Annotated in this window: 25 protein-coding genes; 13 read left to right on the top strand and 12 right to left on the bottom strand. The window is 72.0% G+C overall.

Annotated elements, in window-relative coordinates; translation table 11 throughout:
• Nucleotides 1-41: 41 nt before the first annotated feature.
• Nucleotides 42-746, bottom strand: a complete 705-nt coding sequence (locus ACP6CK_RS20430) for a GntR family transcriptional regulator (protein WP_426959956.1) — start codon at nt 744-746, stop codon at nt 42-44.
• A 232-nt stretch (nt 747-978) separates the two neighbouring features.
• On the opposite strand from ACP6CK_RS20430, the gene ACP6CK_RS20425 reads away from it, so the two are divergent.
• The 7 genes from ACP6CK_RS20425 to ACP6CK_RS20395 all read left to right on the top strand — a co-directional run bounded on the left by ACP6CK_RS20425 (nt 979) and on the right by ACP6CK_RS20395 (nt 7,562).
• Nucleotides 979-1,971, top strand: coding sequence for a Bug family tripartite tricarboxylate transporter substrate binding protein (locus tag ACP6CK_RS20425; protein WP_426955148.1), 993 nt, complete (start codon nt 979-981; stop codon nt 1,969-1,971).
• Between the two features lie 192 nt (nt 1,972-2,163).
• A complete protein-coding gene (rocF, locus tag ACP6CK_RS20420; protein WP_426955147.1) occupies nt 2,164-3,105 on the top strand; it encodes an arginase in 942 nt (313 codons plus the stop codon).
• Nucleotides 3,106-3,203: 98 nt separating this feature from the next.
• Nucleotides 3,204-4,805: a flavin monoamine oxidase family protein gene (locus tag ACP6CK_RS20415; RefSeq protein WP_426955146.1), complete on the top strand. Its 1,602-nt coding sequence runs from the start codon at nt 3,204-3,206 to the stop codon at nt 4,803-4,805.
• Nucleotides 4,805-5,248, top strand: coding sequence for a c-type cytochrome (locus tag ACP6CK_RS20410; protein WP_426955145.1), 444 nt, complete (start codon nt 4,805-4,807; stop codon nt 5,246-5,248). Before ACP6CK_RS20415 ends, ACP6CK_RS20410 begins: the two co-directional genes overlap by 1 nt.
• Nucleotides 5,245-5,736, top strand: a complete 492-nt coding sequence (locus ACP6CK_RS20405) for a RidA family protein (protein ID WP_426955144.1) — start codon at nt 5,245-5,247, stop codon at nt 5,734-5,736. Before ACP6CK_RS20410 ends, ACP6CK_RS20405 begins: the two co-directional genes overlap by 4 nt.
• A 51-nt stretch (nt 5,737-5,787) precedes the next feature.
• Complete coding sequence (locus ACP6CK_RS20400; protein ID WP_426955143.1) at nt 5,788-6,489, top strand: glutathione S-transferase N-terminal domain-containing protein; 702 nt, start codon at nt 5,788-5,790, stop codon at nt 6,487-6,489.
• Between the two features lie 356 nt (nt 6,490-6,845).
• Nucleotides 6,846-7,562: a lysophospholipid acyltransferase family protein gene (locus tag ACP6CK_RS20395; protein ID WP_426955142.1), complete on the top strand. Its 717-nt coding sequence runs from the start codon at nt 6,846-6,848 to the stop codon at nt 7,560-7,562.
• Nucleotides 7,563-7,574: 12 nt separating this feature from the next.
• Here ACP6CK_RS20395 and ACP6CK_RS20390 read toward each other — a convergent pair whose 3' ends face one another.
• From ACP6CK_RS20390 to tcuA, 10 genes are all read right to left on the bottom strand, one after another.
• Nucleotides 7,575-7,772, bottom strand: coding sequence for a hypothetical protein (locus ACP6CK_RS20390; protein WP_426955141.1), 198 nt, complete (start codon nt 7,770-7,772; stop codon nt 7,575-7,577).
• A 67-nt stretch (nt 7,773-7,839) separates the two neighbouring features.
• On the bottom strand, nt 7,840-8,019 hold the full coding sequence (locus ACP6CK_RS20385; protein WP_426955140.1) for a hypothetical protein: 180 nt from the start codon (nt 8,017-8,019) through the stop codon (nt 7,840-7,842).
• A gap of 324 nt (nt 8,020-8,343) precedes the next feature.
• Nucleotides 8,344-8,550, bottom strand: a complete 207-nt coding sequence (locus tag ACP6CK_RS20380) for a cold-shock protein (RefSeq protein ID WP_426955139.1) — start codon at nt 8,548-8,550, stop codon at nt 8,344-8,346.
• 177 nt (nt 8,551-8,727) lie between these two features.
• Nucleotides 8,728-9,708, bottom strand: coding sequence for a Bug family tripartite tricarboxylate transporter substrate binding protein (locus ACP6CK_RS20375; RefSeq protein WP_426955138.1), 981 nt, complete (start codon nt 9,706-9,708; stop codon nt 8,728-8,730).
• Between the two features lie 37 nt (nt 9,709-9,745).
• Nucleotides 9,746-10,747, bottom strand: a complete 1,002-nt coding sequence (locus ACP6CK_RS20370) for a Bug family tripartite tricarboxylate transporter substrate binding protein (RefSeq protein WP_426955137.1) — start codon at nt 10,745-10,747, stop codon at nt 9,746-9,748.
• A gap of 68 nt (nt 10,748-10,815) precedes the next feature.
• Nucleotides 10,816-11,610 carry a class II aldolase/adducin family protein gene (locus tag ACP6CK_RS20365; protein ID WP_426955136.1) on the bottom strand — a complete coding sequence of 265 codons (795 nt, stop codon included), beginning with the start codon at nt 11,608-11,610 and terminating at the stop codon, nt 10,816-10,818.
• A 14-nt stretch (nt 11,611-11,624) separates the two neighbouring features.
• Nucleotides 11,625-12,506, bottom strand: coding sequence for an alpha/beta fold hydrolase (locus ACP6CK_RS20360; RefSeq protein WP_426955135.1), 882 nt, complete (start codon nt 12,504-12,506; stop codon nt 11,625-11,627).
• Nucleotides 12,507-12,530: 24 nt separating this feature from the next.
• A complete protein-coding gene (locus ACP6CK_RS20355) occupies nt 12,531-14,627 on the bottom strand; it encodes an alpha/beta hydrolase domain-containing protein (protein WP_426955134.1) in 2,097 nt (698 codons plus the stop codon).
• Between the two features lie 66 nt (nt 14,628-14,693).
• Nucleotides 14,694-15,854: a tricarballylate utilization 4Fe-4S protein TcuB gene (tcuB, locus tag ACP6CK_RS20350; RefSeq protein ID WP_426955133.1), complete on the bottom strand. Its 1,161-nt coding sequence runs from the start codon at nt 15,852-15,854 to the stop codon at nt 14,694-14,696.
• Between the two features lie 31 nt (nt 15,855-15,885).
• Nucleotides 15,886-17,307 carry an FAD-dependent tricarballylate dehydrogenase TcuA gene (gene tcuA / locus ACP6CK_RS20345; protein WP_426955132.1) on the bottom strand — a complete coding sequence of 474 codons (1,422 nt, stop codon included), beginning with the start codon at nt 17,305-17,307 and terminating at the stop codon, nt 15,886-15,888.
• A gap of 190 nt (nt 17,308-17,497) precedes the next feature.
• Here tcuA and pqqA point away from each other — a divergent pair, with 190 nt between their 5' ends.
• The 6 genes from pqqA to ACP6CK_RS20315 all read left to right on the top strand — a co-directional run bounded on the left by pqqA (nt 17,498) and on the right by ACP6CK_RS20315 (nt 21,749).
• The gene (gene pqqA / locus ACP6CK_RS20340; RefSeq protein ID WP_426955131.1) at nt 17,498-17,617 is read left to right on the top strand and encodes a pyrroloquinoline quinone precursor peptide PqqA; all 120 of its coding nucleotides are present in this window, start codon (nt 17,498-17,500) and stop codon (nt 17,615-17,617) included.
• A 39-nt stretch (nt 17,618-17,656) separates the two neighbouring features.
• Nucleotides 17,657-18,589, top strand: coding sequence for a pyrroloquinoline quinone biosynthesis protein PqqB (gene pqqB / locus ACP6CK_RS20335; RefSeq protein WP_426955130.1), 933 nt, complete (start codon nt 17,657-17,659; stop codon nt 18,587-18,589).
• Nucleotides 18,586-19,311 carry a pyrroloquinoline-quinone synthase PqqC gene (gene pqqC / locus ACP6CK_RS20330; RefSeq protein WP_426955129.1) on the top strand — a complete coding sequence of 242 codons (726 nt, stop codon included), beginning with the start codon at nt 18,586-18,588 and terminating at the stop codon, nt 19,309-19,311. The genes pqqB and pqqC overlap by 4 nt, the downstream gene beginning before the upstream one ends.
• Entirely contained in the window at nt 19,308-19,586 is a 279-nt protein-coding gene (gene pqqD, locus ACP6CK_RS20325) for a pyrroloquinoline quinone biosynthesis peptide chaperone PqqD (protein WP_426955128.1), read from the top strand. Before pqqC ends, pqqD begins: the two co-directional genes overlap by 4 nt.
• Nucleotides 19,583-20,683, top strand: coding sequence for a pyrroloquinoline quinone biosynthesis protein PqqE (pqqE, locus tag ACP6CK_RS20320; RefSeq protein WP_426955127.1), 1,101 nt, complete (start codon nt 19,583-19,585; stop codon nt 20,681-20,683). Before pqqD ends, pqqE begins: the two co-directional genes overlap by 4 nt.
• 76 nt (nt 20,684-20,759) lie before the next feature.
• Nucleotides 20,760-21,749, top strand: coding sequence for a tripartite tricarboxylate transporter substrate-binding protein (locus ACP6CK_RS20315; protein ID WP_426955126.1), 990 nt, complete (start codon nt 20,760-20,762; stop codon nt 21,747-21,749).
• Nucleotides 21,750-21,914: 165 nt separating this feature from the next.
• Here the strand turns inward: ACP6CK_RS20315 and ACP6CK_RS20310 are convergent, their stop codons facing one another.
• A complete protein-coding gene (locus tag ACP6CK_RS20310) occupies nt 21,915-24,515 on the bottom strand; it encodes an MMPL family transporter (protein WP_426955125.1) in 2,601 nt (866 codons plus the stop codon).
• Nucleotides 24,516-24,526 lie beyond the last annotated feature (11 nt).

Raw genomic sequence — 24,526 nt, 5'->3', positions numbered from 1 at the left:
CGCGTCTCCTCTGTGCGGCCGTCTCTCGCGGCGCTGGCGTCTCAGGCGGCGCCGCGCGTGGGCGCGGCGGCCTCCAGTTCCTTCAGGCGCCGGACGAGGCCGGCGCCGCCCTCCACCATGTCGGCCGCCAGCGCCTTCCGCGTCGCGGCGGGATCGCGGGCGCGCAGCCCGTCCAGCACGTCCAGGTGTCGGTGTCGGCCGGGATAGGACGGACGGGCATGGGGATAGAGATGCGCCAGCGTCGGCCCGTTCCGGAGCCAGATGCCCTCGATGATCGCCAGCAGCTCCGGCATGGCGGCGGCGCGATGGATGCCGTGGTGGAAGCGCCAGTTGGCGCGGTTGGCCGCATGGGCGTCGCCCGCCTCCTCCGCCGCGGCAAGGTCGGCATGGGCAACGGCCAGGGCCTCGATCTCGGCCGGCGTGATGCGTCGCGCCGCAGCCTCGGCCGCCAGCCCCTCCAGTTCCAGGCGGATGGAACGCAGCTCCAGGTACTGGTCCAGCGTCAGCCCCGCGACGGTGATGGCGCGGGCCGCCTCCATCCGCAGCGCGCGCTCCCGCACGAGCTGCATCACGGCCTCCCGCACCGGCGTCTCGGACACACCCAGGGCAACCGCCAGGTCGCGAATCTTCAGGCGCTGGCCTGGGGCCATGCGGCCCTCCATCAGGCCCGCGCGCAACTCGGCGTAAACCCGTCCACTGAGGTTGTCTCGACCGACCTGCGAGAGAAAGCCCAGCGTCTCCGACATGCCGGTCACGGGCGGGGTTCGGGCCGTGGAGCGGGCATCAAAGGGTTCAAGACTCCGTCTTCTTCGGCCGCGACCGGATTTCGTTATATCATATGGCGAGGCCCACGCCACCGGTTGATCCCTGTCGAGGGTGTGAGGTGCCGCGGGGTCCGCGGCCGTTCTGCCGGGCGCGGGAAGCGGTTAGCGTTCCTCCGCACCGCCCGCCTGAGGCGGAGAGAAAGGGAGAGAACGAATGGGAGTCCTCGTCAAACGCCGCGCGCTGCTGCTCGGCGCACTGGCCGCCGGGTCCGCGACACGGACCGCGCAGGCACAGGGCGGCTACCCCGACCGGCCGATCCGGGTGGTGGTCCCCTTCCCTGCGGGCGGGACGACGGACATGCTCGCGCGCCTCTTCGCCCAGCGCATGACCGAAACGCTCGGCCAGCCCGTCGTGGTGGAGAACCGCGCCGGCGCGGGCGGCTCCATCGGCGCGGACGTCGTGGCGAAGGCGCCGCCGGACGGCACCACCCTTCTCTTCCACAACCTCACCTTCTCCTCCACCACCGCGGCGCTGCAGCTCGCCAACCGCGCGCCCCAGGACATTGAGCGGGACTTCGCCCCGGTGTCGCTCGCCGCCAACGTGCCGATGCTGCTGGTCGCCGCCTCCGCCGTCCCGGCGCGAGACCTCCGGGAATTCGTCGCCCTCGCGAAGCAGCCGGGCGGGGCGGGCATGTTCTACGGCTCCACCGGCCCCGGCAGCATCATGAACCTCGCGGGAGAGGTGCTGAAGCGCGACGCCGGCATCCAGATGGAACACGTGCCGTTCCGCGGCGCCGCGCCCCTGGTCCAGGAGATGGTGGCCGGCCGCATCCACTTCGGTGGCGACCAGCTCTCCACCGCGCTCGGCCATGTCCGCTCCGGCGCGCTGCGCCCGATGGCCACCCTCGCGGCCCAGCGCGCCGCCGCCCTGCCCGAGGTGCCGACCGTGCGGGAGATGGGCTTCCCGAACATGGAGCTGCGCGGCTGGAACGGCTTCTTCGCCCCCGCCCGCACGCCGGAGCCGATCATCACCCGCCTGAACCGGGAGATCGCCGTCGCCGCCGCGCACCCCGACGTCAGGCGGCGGATGACGGAGGTGGGAGCGGAGCCCGTCGGCTCCACGCCGGAGGAGCTGCGCGACGCCGTGCGGGAGCAGATGGCGCAGGTCCGGCCGCTGGTGGCGGAGCTGCGGCTGCAGGTCGAGTAAGCAAGGTCGGGGGAGTGAACTCCCCCGATCCCCCTCCTTCTCTTATCAGGCTACCGCGGGCCATAGGCAGATGTGGGCCGCGGGTGGATCGGAGCACGGTCTGCCCGATCCAAGGCCTTCACGGAACCGCCCCTTGACCTCGTCGGGAGGAGCGGCCACCCCGCGCCGCCTGTCCCGACCCGGAGCCGCGGCATGACCGAAGAATCCCCGCCTCTCGTGCTGATCGGCGCCCCCGTGGACGAGGGATCGGGCCGCCCGGGCTGCCTCATGGGCCCGGCGGCGCTCCGCGTGGCGGGCCTGGCGGCGGCGCTGCGGAACGAGGGACGCACCGTGCAGGACGAGGGCGACCTGCCCCCGCTCGCGGTCCCCGTGGAACCGCCCGATCCGCGGATGCGCAACACCGGTGCCATCGCGCACTGGACGCGCGCGATCGCGGGCCGGGTGTCAGCGGCCCTGGCCGCCGGAGGGTTCCCGATCGTCCTCGGCGGCGATCACAGCCTCAGCATCGGTTCCGTCAACGGCGTCGCGCAGCACTGCGCCACGACCGGCCGGCCGCTCTTCGTGCTCTGGCTGGACGCGCATGGCGACTTCAACACGCCGGAGACCTCCCCCTCCGGCAACCTGCACGGCATGGCCCTCGCGGCACTCTGCGGGGAAGCCGGGCTGGACGCCCTCTTCGCCGGCACGCCGCGCACCCCGGTCGCGCCGGGCAGCATCTGCATCTTCGGTGCGCGCTCCATCGACGCCGGCGAACGGCGCCTGCTGCGTGCCCGCGGCGTGGAGGTGGTGGACATGCGCCGCCTGGACGAGGAAGGCATCTCCGTCCCGCTGCGCCGCTTCCTGAACCGCGTGCGGGCCGCGCAGGGCGTTCTGCACGTCAGCCTGGACGTGGACTTCCTCGACCCTGCCGTGGCGCCCGGCGTGGGCACCACCGTGCCGGGCGGCGCCACGTATCGCGAAGCGCATCTCGTGATGGAATTGCTGCACGATTCCGGATTGGTGGGATCGCTCGACCTCGTGGAGCTGAACCCCTTCCTGGACGAGCGCGGGCGCAGCGCGACCGTCATGGTGGAACTCGCCTCCAGCCTCTTCGGACGACAGGTGATGGACCGCGAGACGGCCGCGGGCGCCTAGCGCCTCGCGCAGCCGTGTAGCATCGTTGCGTGCGCAGGGGTGGTCCCGCGCGGCAGCGGAGTTACCATCCCGTCACCAAGAATCGGGGGAGGAAGCCGATGGACAACTCGGCCGAAAGCCGCGCGCCCAGCCGCCGCGCGCTCCTGGCGCAGATCGGCGCCGTGGCGGGCGGCGCCGCCATGTACCAGGCCATGACCGCACTCGGGCACGCCGCGGAATCGCCCTATACCGGCCCGATCCGGCTGGAAGGCGACCCGCGCGGCGCCTCCGTCCTCATCCTCGGCGCCGGCGTCGCGGGCATGGTCGCGGCGATGGAGCTGCGCCGCGCCGGCTACCGCGTGCAGGTGCTGGAATATTCCGGCCGCGCGGGCGGCCGCGTCTGGTCGCTGCGCGGCGGCGACACCTATACCGAGCTCGGCGGCGCGACCCAGCGCGTGGCCTTCGATGACGGGCTGTACTTCAACCCCGGCCCCTGGCGCATTCCCTACAACCACCACGCCGTGCTCGACTACTGCCACCGCCTCGGCGTCGCGCTCGAGCCCTTCATCCAGGTGAACTACAACGCCCTCGTTCACGGCAAGGACGCCTTCGGCGGCCGTCCGCAGCGCTACCGCACCGTGGACGCGGACCTGCGCGGCGGCGTGTCGGAGCTGCTGGCCAAGGCCGCGCAGGCCGGGCGCCTGGATGACCGCGTCACGAAGGGAGACCAGGAGATCCTGCTGGAAGCCCTGCGTTCCTGGGGCGCGCTGAACCGCGACCTCACCTACGCGAAATCCGTCCAGACTTCCGACCGTCGCGGCTTCGACCGCGATCCCGGCGGCGGGCTCTCCGCACGGCCGACCCCGTCCGATCCCGTGGCGCTGAAGGACGTCCTCTCCTCCCGGCTCTGGGCCTATCTCGCCACCGGCACGGTCTACGAGTTCCAGACCACGATGTTCCAGCCCGTCGGCGGCATGGACATGATCGCGCGCGCCATGGCGCGGGAGTGCGAGGGCCTGATCCGCTACAACACGAAGGTCACGGGCCTGATGCAGGACGCCCAGGGCGTCACCGTCTCCTTCGAAGATCCGCGACGTCCCGGCACCGCGACCGAGACGATGCGCGCGGACTGGTGCCTCTGCACCATCCCGCTCTCCATCCTCTCGCAGATCGAGCACAACCTCGGACCGAAGATGGCGGCGGCGGTGGACGCCGTGCCCTATGCCGCCTCCGTCAAGGTCGGCCTGCAGTTCAAGCGTCGCTTCTGGGAGCAGGACGAGCACATCTACGGCGGCATCTCCTACACCGACCTGCCGATCCGCATGATCTCCTACCCCTCCACCGGCTATGGCGCGCGGGGCAAGGGCGTGGTGCTCGGCGCCTACGCCTTCGGCCCCTACGCCTATGAGTTCACCGCCCTGCCTCCGGAGGAGCGCGTGCGCCGCGCGGTGGAGTGGGGCGGACAGCTCCATCCGCAATACGCGCAGGAGTTCGAGAACGGCGTCTCCGTCGGCTGGCACCGGGTGCCCTGGGCGCTCGGCTGCAACGGCATCTGGACGGATGCCAAGCGCGAGGAGCACTACGACAACCTCTGCGCGCTGGACAACCGCGTGCTGCTGGCCGGCGAGCACGCCTCCTACATCCCCGCCTGGCAGGAGGGCGCCATTCTGTCATCCCTGGACGCGATCGGGCGGCTGCACCGCCGGGTGGTGGCGGCGTGATGCGCGCGATCCTTCCGGGCGCGGCGCTGCTCGTCGCCCTGCTCTCCCTTCCCGCAGCCTCGCAGCAGCCGCCCCCCGTCTCCGCCCAGCAGCGCTCGGGCACGGACACGTCGGACAGCCACGGCTTCGTCTCCGCCACGCGTTTCGGTCAGCGGGACGGCGGCCAGCTCTACGCCGCGACCTGCGCCGGCTGCCACATGCCCGATGGCCGCGGGGCCGTCGGCGCCGGCCGCTACCCCGCCCTCGCGAACAATGAGAAGCTGGAGAACGCGGCCTACCCGATCACGGTCGTGCTGAACGGGCTGCGCGGCATGCCCGGCTTCGCGACCCAGATGGACGACGAGCAGATCGCCGCCGTCGTGAACTGGACCCGGACGAATCTCGGCAACCGCTACACCGCCGAGCCCGCCCGTGCCGAGGATGTCAGGAGCCTTCGTCAGTGACCCTCAAGCCGTTCCTCATCGCCGCGGTGACGGCCCTCGCCCTGCCCGCCGCGGCGCAGGACGTGGTGCGCCACCGCACGCCCGGGTCGAACTTCCCGATCGCCATGGCGGTGGAGGTCCCGGCGGGCCGCACCACCGTCATGGTCAGCGGCATGGTGCCGGGCGTGACCAACCAGTCCGCGCCGCGCAACTCGCTCGAATCCTTCGGCGACACGCGGGCGCAGACGGCCAGCGTGCTGTCGCGCATCGAGGCCTCGCTCACCTCCATCGGCCTCGGCCTGAAGGACGTGGTGCGGATGCAGGTCTTCCTCGTCGGCGATCCCGGGCGCGGCGGCCGCATGGACTTCGACGGCTTCATGGCCGCCTATTCCGAGCGCTTCGGCACCCAGGCCCAGCCGAACCTGCCCGCACGCTCCGTGATGCAGGTGGCCGGCCTCGTGAACCCCGGCTGGCTGGTGGAGATCGAGGTCACGGCCGTGCGCCCGTGACAGGGCGGGCGCCCGGGATTAAGCCGGGCGCCCCCCTTCGGAGCGACACCCTTGCCCGACCTGTCCGCCCATCCCATCGCGAAGCGCTGGCCCGCCGCGAACCCCGATCTGCTGCAGCTCTATTCCTGGCCCACGCCGAACGGCGTGAAGGTCTCCATCATGCTGGAGGAGACCGGCCTTCCCTACGAGCCGCACGCGATCAACATCGGCGCGAACGAGACCTGGACGCCGGAGTTCCTCTCCCTCAACCCCAACGGCAAGATCCCTGCGATCCTCGACCCGAACGGGCCGGAGGGAACGCCCCTCGCCCTCTTCGAATCCGGCGCGATCCTCCTCTACCTCGCGGAGAAGACGGGCCAGTTCATCCCGCGCGGCGCGAACGCGCGGCTGGAGACGATCCAGTGGGTCTTCTTCCAGATGGCGGGGATCGGCCCGATGTTCGGGCAGCTCGGCTTCTTCCACAAATTCGCCGGCCGCGAGATCGAGGACAAGCGCCCGCTGGAGCGCTACCGCACCGAATCCAAGCGCCTCCTCGGCGTGCTGGACACGCGGCTGGCGGGCCGCGAGTGGATCATGGATGAGTACACGATCGCCGACATCTCCATGCTCGGATGGGTGCGCAACCTCATCGGCTTCTACGGAGCGCGGGAGCTGGTGGAGTACGACGCGCTGAAGCACGTCCCCGCCTGGCTCGAACGCGGCCTCGCGCGGCCGGCCGTGCAGCGCGGGCTGGAGATCCCGAAGCGGACATGATCCATCGCGTGGCGGACGGCGTGCCGGGGGAGGGAACTCCCACTTCGGGCTGAGTCCCGCCGGCGCGACGTGCCGCGCCGGCGTCGGATCGGTGCCCGGTTGCCGACGCGGCTGCCTTCGGGTCGGGATCAGGTCGCCGGCAAGGTCCTGCCGGGCCGCCCAAGCCATGCGGACTGCCGCCCGGATGATGCGCCCGCAGGCCCGCCGTGGAGGACCGGGCTCAGAGTGTGGCGCCTCATCGTGGCGTCCCATCGCCCTGAGCGCCACCTCAAGGGGGCGCAAGACCTGCGCGCCGAGGGCCCGGTCTCATCCGGGGGGATTACCCTCCCTCGGTCTTTTCCGTTATTGGCCGCCCCATGCTGAAGCGCCTGCTGCGCCATCCCGCGACGCTGGCGCTCGCCGCCCGGCTGATCGGGCTCTATCTCGCCCTGACCTATGCCACCACGCGCTGGACGGTGCTGGGCGCGGCGGCGCTGGCGCCCGTCGCGGAACCGGGCCTGCCGCTCATCGGCGCCTTCTGGCACGAGCGGCTGCCGATGATGCCCATGCTGTGGCGGGTGGCGCGGCACATCTACCCGAAGCTCGGGCGGCACCGGGCGCATGTCCTCGTCTCCCGCCACCGGGACGGGCGGTTCATCGGGGACATCGTGCGGCGCTTCGACCTGGACATGGTCTACGGCTCGACCTCCCGGGGGGGTGCCACCGGGGTCGCGACGCTGCTGCGCCTTCTGGAAGCCGGGGAGGTCGCGGCCATCACCCCGGACGGGCCGCGCGGGCCACGGCGTCAGGCGGCGCCGGGTGTCGCGCAGATCGCGGCCGCCTCGGGCGTGCCGGTGGTGCCGTGCGCCGCCGCAATGTCCCGGCGCGCCGTGCTGCCCTCCTGGGACAGGATGCTTCTGCCCCTGCCCTTCGGGCGCGGCGTCATCGTGGTGATGCCGCCGGTCGCCGTGCCGCCGCACGGGGCGGAGGCCGCCCTGCCCGGCATCGCCCGCGCCATGACCGAGGCGTGCGAGATCGCCGACGCCTGGATCGCCGGGCGTCCCGTTCCGCCGATGGACTCGCGGCCGGGATAAGGCCGCGGGGCGTCAGGCCGCGTCGAGGAGCTGGCTCTCCCGCATCACGCGCTCATGCCCGTCCCCGACATGCTTCAGGCGGTACTCGCGGTCGTGCGACTCGCCGGGAAGCAGACGGACCACAGTGTAGGTGCCCCGGGGGATGTGGGTGTCGAACTTGCCCGGCCGGACCTCGATGTCCTGCCCGACGACGAATTTATGAAGTGCCATGGCGATGTCCTCTCGCATCCCCGCAGCATCAGCGCTGCGGGGCGGAATGGCGCTGCAATTCCCCGTGTCAGCCGAGCCACTCGCGCACGAGGGCGCGGATCTCGGACTGGGACAGGATGCCCTCAGGCGCCGGGCTGGCCGGCTTGGCCGGACGGGGCGCCTGGCGGCCGGAGGGAGCATAGCGCGGGAGCGGGTGGGCCGTCGCCCGGGGCTGGGTGTTGCTGTTCTGTACGATGATGCTGTGCATGGTGGTCCTTGGCCGCGGGCGCAGGGCGCGCCGCGGGTGTGCGGCCCGGACCGGGACCCGAAGGGCTGCGCAAGGATGCGCGGCGCCTGCGGCCGGTCATGGGCAGGTCTGAGGCCCGATGAGGGCGGATGTGCGAGGGATGGGCGGCCGGGTCGGCCGGGAGCACGGAGGCTCCCCCAGGCAATGAAGCGGGCCGCCGCGTGACCCGTGTCAGGCGGCAGGACCCGGTGCCTGCCCACCGGCGGACCGGATGGAGCAGGCTGGGACAGGCACCCGGAGGTGCCTATCCGCAGAGGAGAAGGATGAAACGGGCGTTGCGCCCGATCAGGCCTTCTGAAGGCTGGTCGCGGAAATCTTGCCGCGCGGGTCCTTGGCGGGCTCGTAGGAGAGCTTGTCGCCCTCCCGCAGGCCCTGCAGGCCGGCGCGGGTGACGTCGGAGATGTGGACGAACACGTCCTTGGAGCCGTCATCCGGCTGGATGAAGCCGTAGCCCTTGGTCGCGTTGAACCACTTGACGGTACCGGTAGCCATGGAAGCGATGTCTTTCGGAAGGGGGGAGACCCCAGGGGCGGCGCCGCAAGGGGGCCGTGTTCCGGTGGGTAGCGGGTCCGAGAGCTCGATCAGGAGCGCGGAGAGCGAGCCGAACCAGGAATGGCACGACACCAAATGGGGAGGCAGGGGGTCCGGCACAACCCCCGCCGAGTCGCCTCAGTCCGCGGTGGCGCCGGTGGCGCGCACCAGCTCGCCCCAGCGGCGGATCTCGCTCTCGATATAGGCGCGGAACTCGGCAGGCGGATTGCCCACGGGGTCGGCGCCCTGGTCCACCATCTGCCGCTCGATCTCGGGCTGGCGGACGATCTCGCCCACCTCCCGCGCGATGCGGGCCACCAGCTCGTCCGGCGTGCGGCCCGGGGCGGCCATGCCGAACCAGGAGGAGGCGTCGAAGCTCGGGAAGCCGAGCTCGATCATGGTGGGGATCTCGGGCAGGGAGCGGGACCGGGTCGTGCTGCTGACGGCGATGGCGTGCAGGCGCCCGGCCCGGATCTGCTCGATGACCGAGGGGATGGTCGCGTACATGAAGTCCAGCCGCCCGGTCAGCAGGTCGTTCAGCGCCACGGCGCCGCGGTAGGGGACGTGGGTGGTCTCGGTGCCCCGCATCTTGTCCGCCAGCACGGCGGAGAGGTGGGAGGAGGTGCCGACCCCTGTGGAGCCGTAGGAGAGCCCATTCGGCCGGCGCTTCGCCTCCGCGTAGATCGCGTCCACGGTGCGCAGCGGCGAGTTGGGGGCGACGACGAGCACGTTCGGCACGCCGGCGATGAGGGTGACCGGCGAGAGGTCCGTCAGCGGGTTGTAGCCGGGATTGCGGTAGAGGCTCTGGTTCACCGCCAGCGGCCCCACCGAGCCGACGAGCAGCGTGTAGCCGTCCGGCGTGGAGCGGGCGACGTATTCCGTGCCGATGTTGCCGCCAGCGCCGGGCCGGTTCTCGATGACCACGGGCTGCCCCCAGCGGAGGGAGAGCTGCTGGCCGACGAGGCGGGCGATGATGTCCGTCGTGCCGCCCGCGGTGAAGGAGACGACGATCCGCACGGGGCGATTGGGAAAGCCCGACGCCGCCCCCTGCGCGCGGACGCCGCGCGCGAAGGCGAGGGCGGGGGCGGCCAGCAGCAGCGTGCGGCGCGTGGTCCTCATGTCTCGTCTCATCCCTTTCCGTTGTCGCGGGGCACGGTCACTCGGGCTTCAGCCCGGCCAGGTCGGCGGCGCGGCGGGCATCGTTCGCCTGGCGTTGCAGGAAGGCGGCGAAGCCCTCCGTCGTCCGCTCGGCGGCGGAGGCCATCTCCGATCCCATCCCCTCCAGCCGCGCGCGGATCGCGGGATCCTCGGTGGCGGCGATCAGGGCCGTGCGAAATGCATTCGCCACCGGCACGGGCGTCGCGCGCGGGGCGAGCAGGCCGCAATAGCTCGCGGCCAGGAAGTCCGGCACGCCGGATTCGATGAAGGTCGGCACATCCGGCGCCTGCGGCGAACGCGCGCGCGATGCGATCGCGAGGATCCGGCCGCGGCCCTCCTTGTGGATGGGCAGGGCGGTGGAGAACTCGATGAAGGTCGCGCGGATCGTGCCGGCGATGAGGTCCGGCACCACGGCGCCGCCGCCGCGGTAGGGCACATGGGTCAGCCCGGCGCCCGTGGCGGCGTTGAACAGCTCCAGCGCGAGATGCGCGGTGCTGCCGACGCCGGGCGTGCCGGTGGTGAAGCTGCCGGGCTGGGCGCGGGACCGGGCGATCGCGTCCCCCAACGCGGTCGCCGCGCCCGACGTCACCATCAGGGCCAGCGGCACGGCATTCACCAGCGCGATCGGCAGGAAGTCCCGCAGCGGCTCATAGGGCAGCCGCGCCTGCACCAGCGGGTTGACGGTGAGCGGCCCGTTGGACCCGGCCAGGAGCGTGTACCCATCGGGCGCGGCCCGGGCGACCTGCTCCGCCCCCAGGCTGCCGCCGGCGCCGGGACGGTTGTCCACCACGACGGCGAAACGGCCCGTTTCACCGGGCTGGCCGAGCCGCTCCGAAAGGGCGGGGGCCAACAGCCGGCTGACCACGTCGATGTTCCCGCCGGCCGCGTAGGGGACGACGATCCGCACCGGCCGCTCGGGCCAGGCGGCACGGGCGGGGCACGGCAGGGCCGCAAGAGCGGGCAGCCCGGCCAGCGCCAGGGCGCGGCGGCGGTTCAGCATCCTTGGACATCCTTGTCTCCGCCGCCCGGTCTCTGCCGGGTCGGCGGCACGCGTCAGCGGATCGAAGCCTATTCGCGGTAGCTCGGGTCCCGCCGGTCGAGCATCCGCAGCAGCCCCGGCCACTCCATCACACCGTAGGGGCGGCGGACATTCGGCTGATAGTTCTGGTAGGTCGCGTCCAGGATCGCCTGCGGCACCGGGTGCAGCGGGGAGTTGCAGGCCATGGCGGCGAGCTGCGCCTTGCAGGACAGCTCCAGCCGGTGCATCGCGTTGAAGGCTTCCCCGATCGTGCGGCCGATCGTCAGCAGCCCGTGATTGCGCAGGATCATCGCGTTGTTGTCGCCGAGGTCGGCGACCAGCCGCGCTTTTTCCTCCTCCGACAGGGCCACGCCCTCGTACTCGTGGTAGGCAATCCGCACGAAGCGCATCGAGGTCTGGTTCAGCGGAAGCAGCCCGCATTCGAGCGAGGAAACCGCCATGCCCGGCCAGGTGTGGGTGTGGATGACGCAGTCCACGTCGTGCTTCGCCTCGTGGATGGCGGAGTGGATGACGTAGCCCGCGCGGTTGATGCCGTAGTCGAAGTCGCCGTAGCTCGGCTTGTCGAGGATCTCCCCCTTCACGTCGATCTTGATGAGGGAGGAGGCGGTGATCTCCTCATACATCATGCCATAGGGGTTGATGAGGAACGCGCCCTCCTCGCCCGGGACGCGGGCGGAGATGTGGTTCGCCATCATGTCCGCCATCTCGTAATGCGCGACGAGGCGGTAGCAGGCCGCGAGGTCCACGCGGGCCTTCCACTCCGCGGGCGAGACGCGGTCCCGCATCGGCGTGATCTTGAGAACCTTGTCCGAGGTTTCGAGCATCGAGCGGTCTCCGGTCAGGTGGTGGCGGGATGGGCGGCGAGGAAGGCCATCAGCGCCGCGATGAACTCAGGCCGTCCGGGCGCGGAGCCGTGCGACGCGCCCTCGATCGTGACGAGCTGGAGCTGCGGCATGGCGGCCTTCAGCTGCTGGAATTCCGCGAGGTAGGGATCGGCCGTGCCGACGATGCCGAGCGACGGCACGGTCACCGCGCGCATCTGTGCCTCGGTCACAACCTGGTCCGGGTTGGACCGGCGCACGGCGGCGAGGGCGCGCGGGTCCTTGCCCTCCATGCGCTGGGCGGAGAGCCGGCGGATCTCCTCGTCCGAGGGGGCGGGCTGGTCCCGGGGCCGCAGCCGCATGATCTGGGACCGCAGCATCCCCTCGTCCATCTCGGCGGATTCGATGTCCACGCGGCGCTGGTCCTCGGCGGTCCAGTTGCGCCGGCCGGAGGCGCCGCCGAGCGTCATGGTGAGGAAGCGGTTCTCATGCGTGGTGACGAGCTGCGCCACGATGTGCGCGCCCATCGAGTAGCCGACGATATGGGCGCGGCGGATGTTCAGGTGATCCATCAGCCGGATGATGTCGAGGCCCATCTCCGGCCCGTAGGCGGCCCGGTCATGCGGCTTGCCGCTCTGCCCGTGGCCGCGGGCGTCGAGGGCGATGGCCCGGTAGCGGCGGGCGAGCGCCGGGAAGATACCAGGGCGGACGAAGCCGTCATCGGCGGAGTTCGTGTAGCCGTGGATGAGGATGACGGGCTCGCCCTGCCCTTCCTCGATGTAGCGGATGCGGACGCCGGCGGAATCGAAGAAGCGGTCCTCCGCCGCGTTGGCCGCGAAGCAGGCGAGAGGCAACAGGCCGGCAGCCAAGAGCGCCGAGCGGCGGGTGAGATGCGTCATTCTTCGTCTCCTCCTTGTCCGTTCCTATCCGCGACAGAGCCGCGCGGCGGTGACGCGGGCCGCGTCGTTCGCCGGCGTCTCCGGCAGGTTGCGGCTGGCGGCCGCCTGCTCGATCAGGCGGTCGGCGTCCTGGGACAGCAGCGTCCGCGCCGAGACGCCCTGGCGGGCCGCGGCGCGGACGACGCAGAGATAGCCTTCCTGGCTGCCGTAGCGCTCCTCCAGCGACGGGCGCGGGTCGCCGGTCGCCTCCCGCTCCGCCGCCGTGCGGGCGAAGGGGATGTAGCCGCCGGTCAGGCCGCCACCGCAGGGCTGGCCGCGGAAGAAGCCGCCCGCGACCACGTTCCAGCCGGTGTAGGTGCCCAGCGGCGCCTGGTGCAGGACGGAGGGCACGCCCGCCGTCTCGTTCCCGTCCCGGTCCACCCGCGGCATCAGCGCCGGGATGATCCGCCGGATCGCCGGCGGCTGGCGGGTGATGACGCCGGAGAAGTCGTTGGTGTTCAGCGCGTCGCCAAAGTCGTAATCCATGACCCCGATCGCGAGGCCGGTCGGGGCGGGCGCGTTCGGGATGGCGGGGAAGCCCATCGCCTCCCGCGTGTTCTCCGCCAACTGATTGTCACGATGCATCGGGAAGACGCCCGGCGGCGGCTCCACCCCGCGCGTCACCCATTCCACCAGCGCGACCTGGAGCGCGTTCATGGTCTCCGTCTCGGGGTTCGGGTTGCGCGGCAGGCCGCAGCCCGCGGCCGGCTGCGGCGCGTGGGCGAAACCGCCCTCCCGGTCGCCGCCATGGGTGGTGCCGGGGAAGTAGTAGCGGCGGACGTTGGCGGGCAGCGGCAGATCCGTGCGGCCCGTGGTGCCGGTCAGCGCCGCCGTCATCAGGCGCGCGTTGAACTCGGCGGCGCCGAAGGTCTCGAAGATCAGGGGGCAGGTGTCGGTGGCGCGGCAGCGGTCGAGCAGCCCGGCGGCCGGGCGGCCGCGCGCGGTGTCCTCATAGCGCTCCCACCACAGCACGCCCTCCCCGCCCGGCTCGTAGAGCGTGCCGGAGCCGCTGGGCAGGCCGAAGCGAAGGTTCACCGCCGTCAGCCGCCCGGCGATGTGGGGGTTGGCACCGTCGAAGACGCGCCGCCCCGCCTCGTCCCGGTTGAAGCCGAGGTGCAGGAAGGTTTTCAGCGCATTGCCGGACTGGGAGATGCCCTGGGCGACCGCGTGGGTGATGCGGCCGGCCACGGGGTTGGCGTTGCCGGCATCGTCGCGCGCCTCGTGCCGGAAGAAGGTGGCGACATCCCGCATCGCGGCCATGCCGACGCCCAGCACCAGCGGGTCGCGCGCCTCATAGGTCAGCTCGTAGAGCAGCGCGGGGTCGAAGCCGTCCCGCAGGCAGAGCATCCGGGGGTTCGGCGTGCCGGGAAAGGGCGTGTTCGTGCAGTCGGCGAAGGCGAAGGCGTCGGCGGGGATCTCCCGTACGCCTCCGACCTCGCCCGCGCGCGTCTCGGACGCCTTCGAGATCAGCCGGGCGCGCGACGTATCGAGCGAGGCCGCGTCATAGACGATCGGCGTCCCGAGCATCACCAGCGGCCGGGACCGCGTGCCGGGCCGGCTGTCCGCCAGCCGCGCCAGCACGGGCCCCGTGACGGCCGAGCCATCGGGATTGCGGGCCACCGGCACCCTCACCGCCCAGTTCCGGTCGGTCTGCGCGAGGTCCCCCTGCCAGCCGCTGATGAGGGCGACATGCCCGAACTGCAGCGGCGTGGTGGCGCCCACGCCCGGCTCCACCGGCGCGCCGCGGTTCACCAGGTCGTACCAGAGCACGCCGCTCGCCCGCGTCATGTCCGCCGGCTTCGTCAGGGTGAAGCGCGCGACATACTCCACCCGCCCGGCCGCGTTGCGCGGGGCGAGCCGCAGGTCGGTGATGATCGCGTTGGCCGCGTCCGCCGGGTCCAATTCCCCGAAAGCGCGGCCGGTGATGCGCTCGCCGGGGATGGCGCCGGCCACCGGCTCGGTCGCGTCCACCGCGATACGGGTCACGCGGGCCGCAGCCTCCCCCGCGGAGAGGGACGCGGCGCCGAGGAGGATCGCGCCGAGAAGCCGGCCCGTTGTCCTGCCGAAGCGCCACGCGACCATCGCTGGTCCTCCCGTTTCCCCTGCCGGATCAGGCGCCCGCGCGGCCATGCCGGTCAAGCGGCCGGGTCAGGCCACGGACCCCGCCGCGCGATCCTTTGACTGCGCCGAGGGCGGCAGCGTCGGCGAGGGCTGCGCGGGCTGGCGCTCCAGCGCGTGCCGCAGCAGCGCCGCCGAGCGGTACACGCCATGCACCATCTTCGAGTAGGGCGTGAGGAGGAAGAAGGCGAAGACCGTACCGAGGTGGACCGCCAGGATCACCCCCATCGCGCCCGTATGCCGTAGCCCCAGCAGCAGCAGGCCGGTGGAAGCGACGAGGAAGAGCAGCGTCAGCAGCGCATACTCCGCCCCCAGCAGGTTGCGCGCGGCCGGCGCGGGGTCGGCGGTGATCTTCACCCAGATCAGCCCCGCCGTGCCCAGCACCATGCCCACCCCGCCCCAGGTTCCGAGCTGCACCGGCAGCGACCAGAAGGGGTAGGGCGCGGGGTGGCCGAGGAAGTGGTCGTAGAAGGTGGCCGAGGTGGTCGAGGCGAAGCAGAGCAGGAAGCCGTAGAACATCAGGTGGTGGAAACGCCGCCGGGTGTTGGAGAAGGCCTCGTCCCGGTCGTTGCAGCCGCCGCCCCCACCGCCGAGGTTCCGCAGCGTGAAGATGTCGTGCAGCGCGGTCGCGAGCGGCCGTCCCTGGGTCAGCTCCCCCGGCTTGCCGCCCGTGTCCTTCCAGAAGGCGCGGAAGCCCATGATCAGCGCCAGGATCGCGAAGCCGAAGGTGGTGCCGGAGATGAGCACCATCACCCACCAGGGGATGACGCGGTAGAAGGCGCCCGGCCCGGTCTGCGGGGTGTAGAGGATGGAGGGGTCCACGATCGCCATGCAGGCGAGCAGCACCCCCGCGATGAGCACCACCGTGGTCATCGCGATGAGGTTGCCGTTGCTCTTGAACAGCCCGCGCATCGGCGCCGGCCAGGCATAGTCCTCATAGGTCTCGGACCGCACCTGGGCGAAGGTCTGGGGCAGGTTGATGTTGAAGGGGTGCGGCGGCGCGTACTGGCAGGCGTAGTAGCAGCCACGGCAGTTGTGGCAGAGATTCGCGAGGTAGCCGATATCCGCGGTCGAGAAGTCCCGCCGCAGCGTCATCGCGGGGAAGACGGCGCAGAAGCTCTCGCAGTAGCGGCAAGCGTTGCACACTTCCAGGTCGCGCCGCGCATCGGCGACGGCATCGGTCTCTCTCATCTCGTCGGGCTGCCTTGCTGGGTCGGGCGGGTCATGCGGCGTCGCGCATCCCGGCGTTGTTCAGAGCGGCGCGGGCCGCGCTCTCGCCGGCCAGGCGGCCGAAGACGGTGCCGATCGTCATGCCGAAGCCCGCGAGGTAGCCGCGGCCGAGGATGCTGCCCGCCATGATCTCGCCGGCCGCGAAGAGATTGCCGGAGGGCTTGCCATCCTCCATCCAGACCCGCGCCGTCCCGTCCACCTTCACGCCGAGATAGGTGAAGGTGATCCCCGGCCGCAGCGGGTAGCCGAAATAGGGAGGCGTATCGAGCGGGCGGGCCCAATGAGTCTTGGGCGGGTCCAGCCCCTCGGTCCGGCAGCCGTCCAGGGCGTTGGAGTTGAAGGGACCGGGCACGCAGGCTGCGTTGAACCCGCGCACCGTCTCCTCGACCGTGGCGGGGTCCAGGCCGAACTTCTGCGCCAGTTCGCCAAGGGTATCCGCCCGGATCGCCGGGAAGACGGAGGGCATGAAGAGCTTCTCCGCCTTGCTGTCGATCAGGGCGTAGGCGACCTGGTCCGGTTGCTGCGCGACCAGGCGGCCCCAGATGGCGTAGCGCTTGGGCCAGACGTCCTCGCCCTCGTCGTAGAAGCGCCTGCCGTTCTTGTCGACGACGACCGAGAAGGGCACGCAGTCCAGCCGCGTGACGATGCCGCCATCGAACTTCGGCGCGCGGCCGTCGATGGCCACCGCATGGCACTGGGTGGGATCGCCGACCGGCGCCACGCCCTGGTCCAGCAGGTTCTTCAGCACCACCCCCTGGGCATAGGGCGTCCCGCGGATGAGAAAGTTCTCCGCCGCCGGCCCCCAGGCGCGCTTCAGCCAGTCGAGATTCGCCTGGAAGCCGCCGGAGGCCGCGACCACCGCCTTGGCCTTCAGCGTCTCCGGGAAGCCGCGGAAGTTCACCACCAGCTCCCGCGCGAAACCTTTCTGCAGGCGGATCTCCGTCACCTCGGTGTCGTAGAGGATCTCGATGCCCAGCCTCTCCGCCGTGGCGTAGAGCGCGTTCAGCAGCGCCTTCCCGCCGCCCAGGAAGAAGGCATTGGTCCGGGACAGCGACAGCGTGCCAGAGAGGGAGGGCTGGAACCGAACTCCGTTGGCCTCCAGGAAGGTTCGGGCCCCGGTGCTCGCGCGGATGGTCATGCGCGCCAGCGCCTCGTCGGTCTCGCCCTTCGTCACGCGGAGGAGGTCGTCCCAGTACTCCTCCTCGTCATAGGCATCGGTCAGCGTGCCGACCGGGCCGTCATGCATGACCCGCAGGTTGCGGGTGTGCCGGGTGTTGCCGCCCCGGAAGGCCCGCGGTGCGTATTCCAGCAGCATGACGGAGGCGCCGAGCTGGCGGGCCGTGATGGCCGCGGAGATCGCCGCATTGCCCCCGCCGATCACCACCACGTCCCGGGTTCGGGTCCAGTCCACCATCACGCCCTCCCGGATTGTATACCGGTGGATGCAATAGCGGTGAGGGGCGGGACCGGCAAGCGCTCGGCGCAGGGGTGGGCGATCTCACGAGGGGTTGGGGGTTTTCCCGTGGCTTTCCCGCCCCCGCCCCATGGACCTGGCGCGGCGGCGTCCCATCTGCCCGTTGACGGCGACGACCCGATGCGCGGGAATGTTCCTGGCGCCCGACGCCGAACCGGAGGAGCTAAGCATGGCCTGGAAGACCCCGAAGATCGTCGAGATCGCGGCCGGCATGGAGATCAACAGCTACGCTTGCGCCGAGCTGGCCTAGTATTTAAGGCCCCCGGCCCGTGCCGGGGGTGGGATGGGAATGTTGCGCCTCATCCTCCTCGGCGCGGCGGCGGGCGGGGGTTTCCCCCAATGGAACTCCGCCGGGCCGGGCTGTCTTCGCGCGCGGGCCGGCGACCCGGCGGCGCGCCCCCGGACCCAGTGCTCCCTGGCCGCCAGCGCGGATGGGGATCGCTGGGTGCTGGTCAACGCCGCGCCGGAGCTGACCGCCCAGATCGCCGCGACCCCGGCCCTGCACCCCAGGCCGGCCCCGGGCGTCATCCGCCATTCTCCCATCACCGCTGCCGTGCTGACGGGGGCCGAGGTGGACACGGTGGCCGGGCTTCTCTCCCTGCGGGAACGCCATCCCTTCGCCCTCTACGCCGCCCCTCCCTCCCTCGCCGTGCTGGAGGCCAACCCGATCTTCCGCGCGCTGAACCCGGAGATCGTGCCGCGCCGGCCCCTGCCGACCGATGGGCCGCTGGACCTGCGCGACGCGGACGGGGCGGCGCTCGGCCTGACGGTCGAGGCCTTCCCGGTGCCGGGTAAGGTCCCGCTCTTCCTGGAGGACGGCACCGACCCCGGCCGGGCCGATGAGGGCGAGACGATCGGCCTGTCCCTCCGTGCCGGCGACGGCACGACCGCCTTCTTCATCCCGGGCTGCGCCGCCATGACCCCTGCCCTGCGCGATCGGCTTCATGGTGCCGCCCTGGTCCTGTTCGACGGTACGCTGTGGCGGGACGACGAAATGATCCGCGCCGGCGCCGGCCCGAAGACGGGCGCCCGCATGGGCCATATGAGCATCGACGGGCCGGAGGGCGCGATCGCCGCCTTCGCCGGTCTCGGCGTGCATCGGCGCGTCTTCGTCCACCTCAACAACACCAACCCCGTCCTGCTGGCCGACAGCCCGGAGCGCGCGTCCGTTGCCGCCGCCGGCTGGGAGGTCGGCGAGGACGGCATGGAGTTCACCCTTTGACCGCCCTGCTGAGCCCGGACGAGCTGGAGGCGCAGCTGCGCGCCATCGGCGCCGAGCGCTACCACAACCTGCACCCCTTCCACCGGCTGCTGCATGGCGGGCAGCTCGGCAAGGGCCAGGTCCAGGCCTGGGCGCTGAACCGCTACTACTACCAGGCGAGCATCCCGGCGAAGGACGCGACCCTCCTGGCCCGCCTGCCCACCACCGCGTTGCGCCGGGAATGGCGCCGCCGGCTGGAGGACCATGACGGCGATGGCAGCAAGCCCGGCGGCGTGGAGCGATGGCTCGTGCTGACGCGTGGGCTGGGACTGGACGACGGCTACGTCACCTCCCTCGCCGGCCTGCTGCCGGGCACGCGCTTCGCCGTGGACGCCTATGTCCACTTCGTGCGCGATCGGACGGTGTTGGAAGCCATCGCGTCGTCGCTGACGGAGATGTTCTCCCCCGCCATCATCTCGGAGCGGGTGAGCGGCATGCTGCGCACCTACGACTTCGTGGACGCGGCGACGCTCGCCTACTTCACGCCGCGGCTGACCCAGGCCCCGCAGGACGTGGAGTTCGCGCTGAGCTACGTGAAGCGGGAGGCGCGCACGCGGGAGGAGCAGGAGAGCGTGCTCAACGCGCTCCGCTTCAAGTGCGACCTGCTTTGGGCGCAGCTCGATGCGCTGCACCACGCCTATGTCAGCCCGGGCCTGCCGCCGCCCGGCGCCTTCGTGCCATGACGGTCGGGCCGGACAGCGTCCTGCGCTTCGCCCGAGGCATGCGGCTGCGGGAGGATCCGGCACGCGGCCGCTGGGTCGTGGTGGGACCGGAGCGGCTCTTCGTGCCGGACGAGACGGCGCTGGAGATCCTGCGGCTGCTGGACGGCGCGCGCAGCGTGGATGCGGTGGTGGACGCGCTGGCCGCCCGCTACGACGCCCCGCGCGAGGCCATCGCCACCGACGTGATCGCGATGCTGGACGACCTCGCGGCCAAGGGCGTGGTGGCGCCGTCATGACGGCCCCGCCTCCGCCGATCGGACTTCTGGCGGAGCTGACGCATCGCTGCCCGCTGCGCTGTCCCTACTGCTCCAACCCGCTGGAACTGTCGCGCGCCTCGGAGGAACTGGACGCCGCCACCTGGGGCCGCGTGTTTCGCGAAGCGGCAACACTGGGCGTGCTGCAGCTGCACCTCTCTGGCGGGGAACCCGCGGCGCGGCGCGACCTGCCGGAGATCGTCGGCCACGCCGCGGCGGCCGGCCTCTACAGCAATCTCATCACGTCAGGCGTGCTGCTGGACGCGGAAAGGCTGTCGGCACTGGCGGCCGCCGGGCTGGATCACGTGCAGCTCTCCGTGCAGGACGCGGAACAGGTCTCCGCCGACCGGATCGGCGGGATGCGCGGCGGACATGCCCGGAAGCTTCGCTTCGCGGAAGCGGTGCACGCGGCCGGCCTGCCGCTGACGCTGAATGCCGTCGTGCATCGGCAGAACCTGGACCGCCTGCCCGAGCTGATCGAACTCGCGCTCACCCTCGGCGCCGGCCGGCTGGAGGTGGCGCACGTCCAGTACTACGGCTGGGCCCTGCGCAACCGGGACGCGCTGCTGCCCAGCCGCGCCCAGCTCGACGCGGCAACCGCGACGGTGGCCGAGGCACGCGAGCGGCTGCGCGGGCGGCTGGTGATCGACTACGTCGTGCCGGATTACTACGCGAAGCGCCCCAAGGCCTGCATGGGCGGCTGGGGACGCGCCTTCCTCGCCGTCTCGCCGGCCGGCCGCGTCCTGCCCTGCCACGCGGCGGAGAGCCTGCCGGGCTTCGTCTTCCCGAACGTGCGGGACGCCTCCCTCGCGGACATCTGGACGAACTCCGAAGCCTTCCAACGCTTCCGCGGCACCGGCTGGATGCCCGAGCCCTGCCGCGGCTGCGAACATCGGGAGCGCGACTGGGGTGGCTGCCGCTGCCAGGCCTTCGCCCTGACGGGCAAGGCGGCCAACGTCGATCCCGCCTGCGCCCTGTCGCCGCACCACCACCTGCTGGACCTCGCCGTGCAGGGCGCCGCATCGGCCGACAGCGACTTCATCTATCGCGAGATGGGGCGCGCCGCGGCCGAAGCCTGAGGCGGCACTCGGCCCGTCTTTGCAACGGCAGTGATTGCGGCGAACCTTCCGGCCGGACTGCCCGGGAGGACTCGCGATGTTCAGGATGGCTCGCCTCGGCCTGCTCGGGGCCGCGCTCGCCGCGGCCATCGCGGGCGGCGTGGCCGCACAGGGAACATCGGCCGCCTTCCCGTCACGTCCCATCACCATGGCCGTCGGCTTCGCGCCCGGCGGGCCGGCCGATGTCATCGCCCGGCTGATCGCGCCCGGGATCGGTGCCGATCTCGGACAGCCCGTGGTGGTGGACAATGCCGGGGGCGCCGGTGGCTCGATCGGGCAGGGGCGCGTCGCCGCCGCCCGGCCGGACGGGCACACCATCCTCTTCGGCAGCCTTGCCCAGGCGACGATCCCGACGCTGCTGCGCAACCTCCCCTTCGATCCGCTGGCGCTGGAGGCGATCGGGATGGTGAACGAGGTGCCGATGTCCATCATCGCGCGCCGCGACTTCCCGGCCGCGAGCCTGACGGATCTCGTCGCCGCCATCCGGCGGCAGGGGATGCGGCTGAACCTCGGCAACGCCGGCGTCGGCTCCACGAGCCATCTGTGCAGCCTGCTGCTGCTCGCCTCGGTGGGGACGCCCGTGACCCTCGTGCCCTATCGCGGCAACGCGCTCGTCATGAACGACCTGATGGCCGGCAATCTCGACCTCAGCTGCGACCAGACGACGAACAACGCCGAGCACATCCGCGCCGGCTCAATCCGCGCCTATGCCATCACCACGGCCGCTCGCGCGACAGCCATCCCCGAGGTGCCGACGACGGAGGAGGCGGGCCTGCCCGCCATGCGCATGTCCGGCTGGAACATGCTCTTCGCCCCCGCCGGCACGCCCGCCCCGGTGGTGGAACGGCTAAACCGCGCGCTGCTGGCCACGCTGCGGGATGAGGCGGTGCAGCGCCGGATGGTCGAGCTGGGCAGCCTGCCCGCGACGGGCGAACGCACGACGCCGGTCGGCGCGCAGGCCTTCTGGCGCGCGGAGATCGCGCGGTGGAAGCCGCTGATCGAGGCCGCGGGCGCGACGGTGGACTGAGGCCGGGTGAGCCGGGAGGCGCCGCCTCCCGGGCCCTCCGCCGGGGGGCCAACAGGCCCCCGGACCCCGCGATCTATCTGACGCGGGTCCAGGGGGTGCGTTCACCCCCTGGTGGATAGGGTCCGGGGGAGGCGACGCCTTCCCCGAGGCAACACGCCAACCCAGTCACGCCGCGTCCGCCGGCCGGGCGAGAAGCGCCGGCCGGAAGACCAGGGTGACCAGCAATTCCCAGCCGAGGGAGAGCATGAGCAGCCGGCCCATGCTGGCCGTCCCGGGATGGCTGGACAGCCACAGCGCACCGAAGGCAGTGGCGGTGGTCAGGGCGCTGAAGACCACGGCGCGGGTCAGGCTGGATTGCAGCAGGTCGTGCTCGCCGGCGCGCCAGGCCATGACGAAGTAGATGTTGAAGGCAACGCCGATGCCGAAGAGCAGCGGCAGGGCGATGATGTTGGCGAAGTTCAGCGGCAGGTCCAGCAGCACGCAGCTGGCGAAGGTCAGCAGCCCGGACAGCACGACGGGCAGCATCGTCAGCAACACGTCCCGCGCGCGGCGCAGGACGAGGGCCAGCAGCAGGATGATGGCCCCCGCCGAGAGCAGGGCCGCCTGCCGGAAGGCGGTGACGATGCTGCCCCCGGCGGCCTGGATGGAGATGGGCGGGCCGGTCGCCTCTGGCGCGATCGCTTGCAGCGCGGCGGAGAAGCGGTGAAGCACGGTGTTGTCGTTGGGATCGCCGCGCGGCGCCGCCTCGACCCGGATGCGGCCGTCGGCCGTGCGCCAGTCCGCCACCAGCTCGGCGGGCAGGGTTTCGAGCGTGACGGGGCCGGCCCCGAGCAGCGCGCGCATCTGGCCGAGCAGCGTCTGCAAGGGCGGGAGCAGGGCCTCCGTGGCGGCGGCACGCGCGGCCGGCGCGGCCGTGCCGAGCCGGTCCAGCGCCTCGGCCAGTCGGCGGGCCGCGGCGGCGGGCGCGCCCTGCGCGGCGCCGGCCGCGCGGCGTAGAGCATCCCGCGTGGTGGCCAGGGCGCGACGAAGATCCGCGTCGGATGGCGGATCGGACGGTTGCGCCTCGAGCGTCGGGCCGAGGAGCATCGCGGCATCCTCGATCAGCGCGAGCTTCTCCGGCTGCTGGGCCGGGATGAAGCTCGTGAGGGTGATCGTGCGCGCGACCTCCGGCAGGGCCTGGAGACGGCGCGCAAGGGCCTCGGCGTCGGGGATGGAGGGGACGAGCACGCTGATGGTGTTCGCCGTGCGCTCTGGGTCCGCGGTCAGGTCCGCGAGGGTCGACATGGATTCGACCTGCGGGCTGCGCAGGTGCAGCGGGTTGAAGTCGAACCGGACCCAGGGCAGCAGGGCGGCGGAGGCCAGCGCGACGACGGCCGCGCCCGCCAGCACCCCGCGGCGGCGGCGGGTGAGCCAGGCCTCCATCGGCGCGAGGGCGGGATAGCCCATCTCGGCGCGGCCGTCGGCCGCGGGTCGCATCAAGACGAGGAGGGCCGGCAGCAGCGTCACGCTGAGCACGAGGGCGATGCCCATCCCGATGCCCGCGATCAGCCCGAGCTCCGCGACGCCGAGATAGGTGGTGGGCAGGAAGGCGAAGAACCCGACCGCGATGGAGGCGGCCGCGAGGGCGAGCCCCCCGCCGATGCCGCGCCCGGCCGCCGCCAGGGCGGCGCGGAGATCCGGGTTCATCTGCCGCTCGGCCAGGGCGCGGACGCTGAACTGGATGCTGAAGTCGATGCCCAGGCCGACGAAGAGCGGGATGAAGGCCACGGAGATGAGGTTGAAGCGGCCGGTCGCGAGCAGTCCCGCCCCCGCGGTGACGATGAGGCCGAGAAAGGTGGCGACCAGGACCGCGGTGACGATGCGCGCGGAGCGGACGGCGAGCCAGAGGATGCCGATCAGGGCGAGCGTCATGGCACCGCTGACGAGGCCGGCATTCTCCTGAAGCGAGGCGAATTCCTCATCGGCCAGGGGGACGGGGCCAGTGAGGCGAATGGTCACGCCGCGCTCGGGCGTGAGGCCGAGGTCGCGGGCGGTCTGCCGGATGAAGGCGCTGGCCGCCGCGCCGGGCTGGAGGTCGCGGTAGTTCATCACTGGCTGGAGGATCAGAAGGCGGCGCGTCTCCTGCGCCGTGGGCGCCGTACCGGTGAAGAGAGCACGCCAGGAGAAGAAGGCGGGCCGGCCGGAGACGGCGGCCTCGATCGGTGTCGCCAGCGCGCGGAGGGCGGGTTCCACCTGGCCCAGCGTCGCCTGACCGGTCTCGACGCCCGCCAGGACGGTGGAGAGCGCGGTGAGCACACCGCGCAGGCTGGGGTCAGCCGCCAGCGGCCCCAGGAAGGGCTGCGCGCGGATGAGCTGCTCCGTCGTGGCCTGGACCGCCTCGACCGGCAGGAAGAGCAGGCCGTAGCGGTCGAAGAAGGGACCGCCATCCGGGCGGCGCACGGTGCGGATATGGGCTGGCTGCTGCGCGAGGGCCGCGGCGAGGCGGGCGGCCCCGGCCTCCGCGAGCTCGGGCGTCGCACCGTCCAGCACGGCCACGACGCGGTCGCTCTGCTGCGGGAAGGCGGCGGCATAGGCGAGTTCCCGCTGCCGCCAGGCCTGGTCCGTCGAGATCAGCTCGGCGGTGTCGGTGGTCATGGCGAAGTGGCGCGCAGCGTAGACGAGCGCCAGCGCCGCCAGAAGGATCGAGAGGAGCAGGACGGCCCAGGGATGCCGCGCGCTGACGGCGACGACGTGACCGATCCGGGAGGCGCTGGGCATGCCCTGCATGGGCGGCGCGG

The organism is Muricoccus radiodurans (assembly GCF_050154705.1).
Taxonomy (GTDB): domain Bacteria; phylum Pseudomonadota; class Alphaproteobacteria; order Acetobacterales; family Acetobacteraceae; genus Roseomonas; species Roseomonas radiodurans.
The sequence above is the reverse complement of the archived record's forward strand: the minus strand, read 5'-3'. Positions and strand labels throughout refer to the sequence as shown.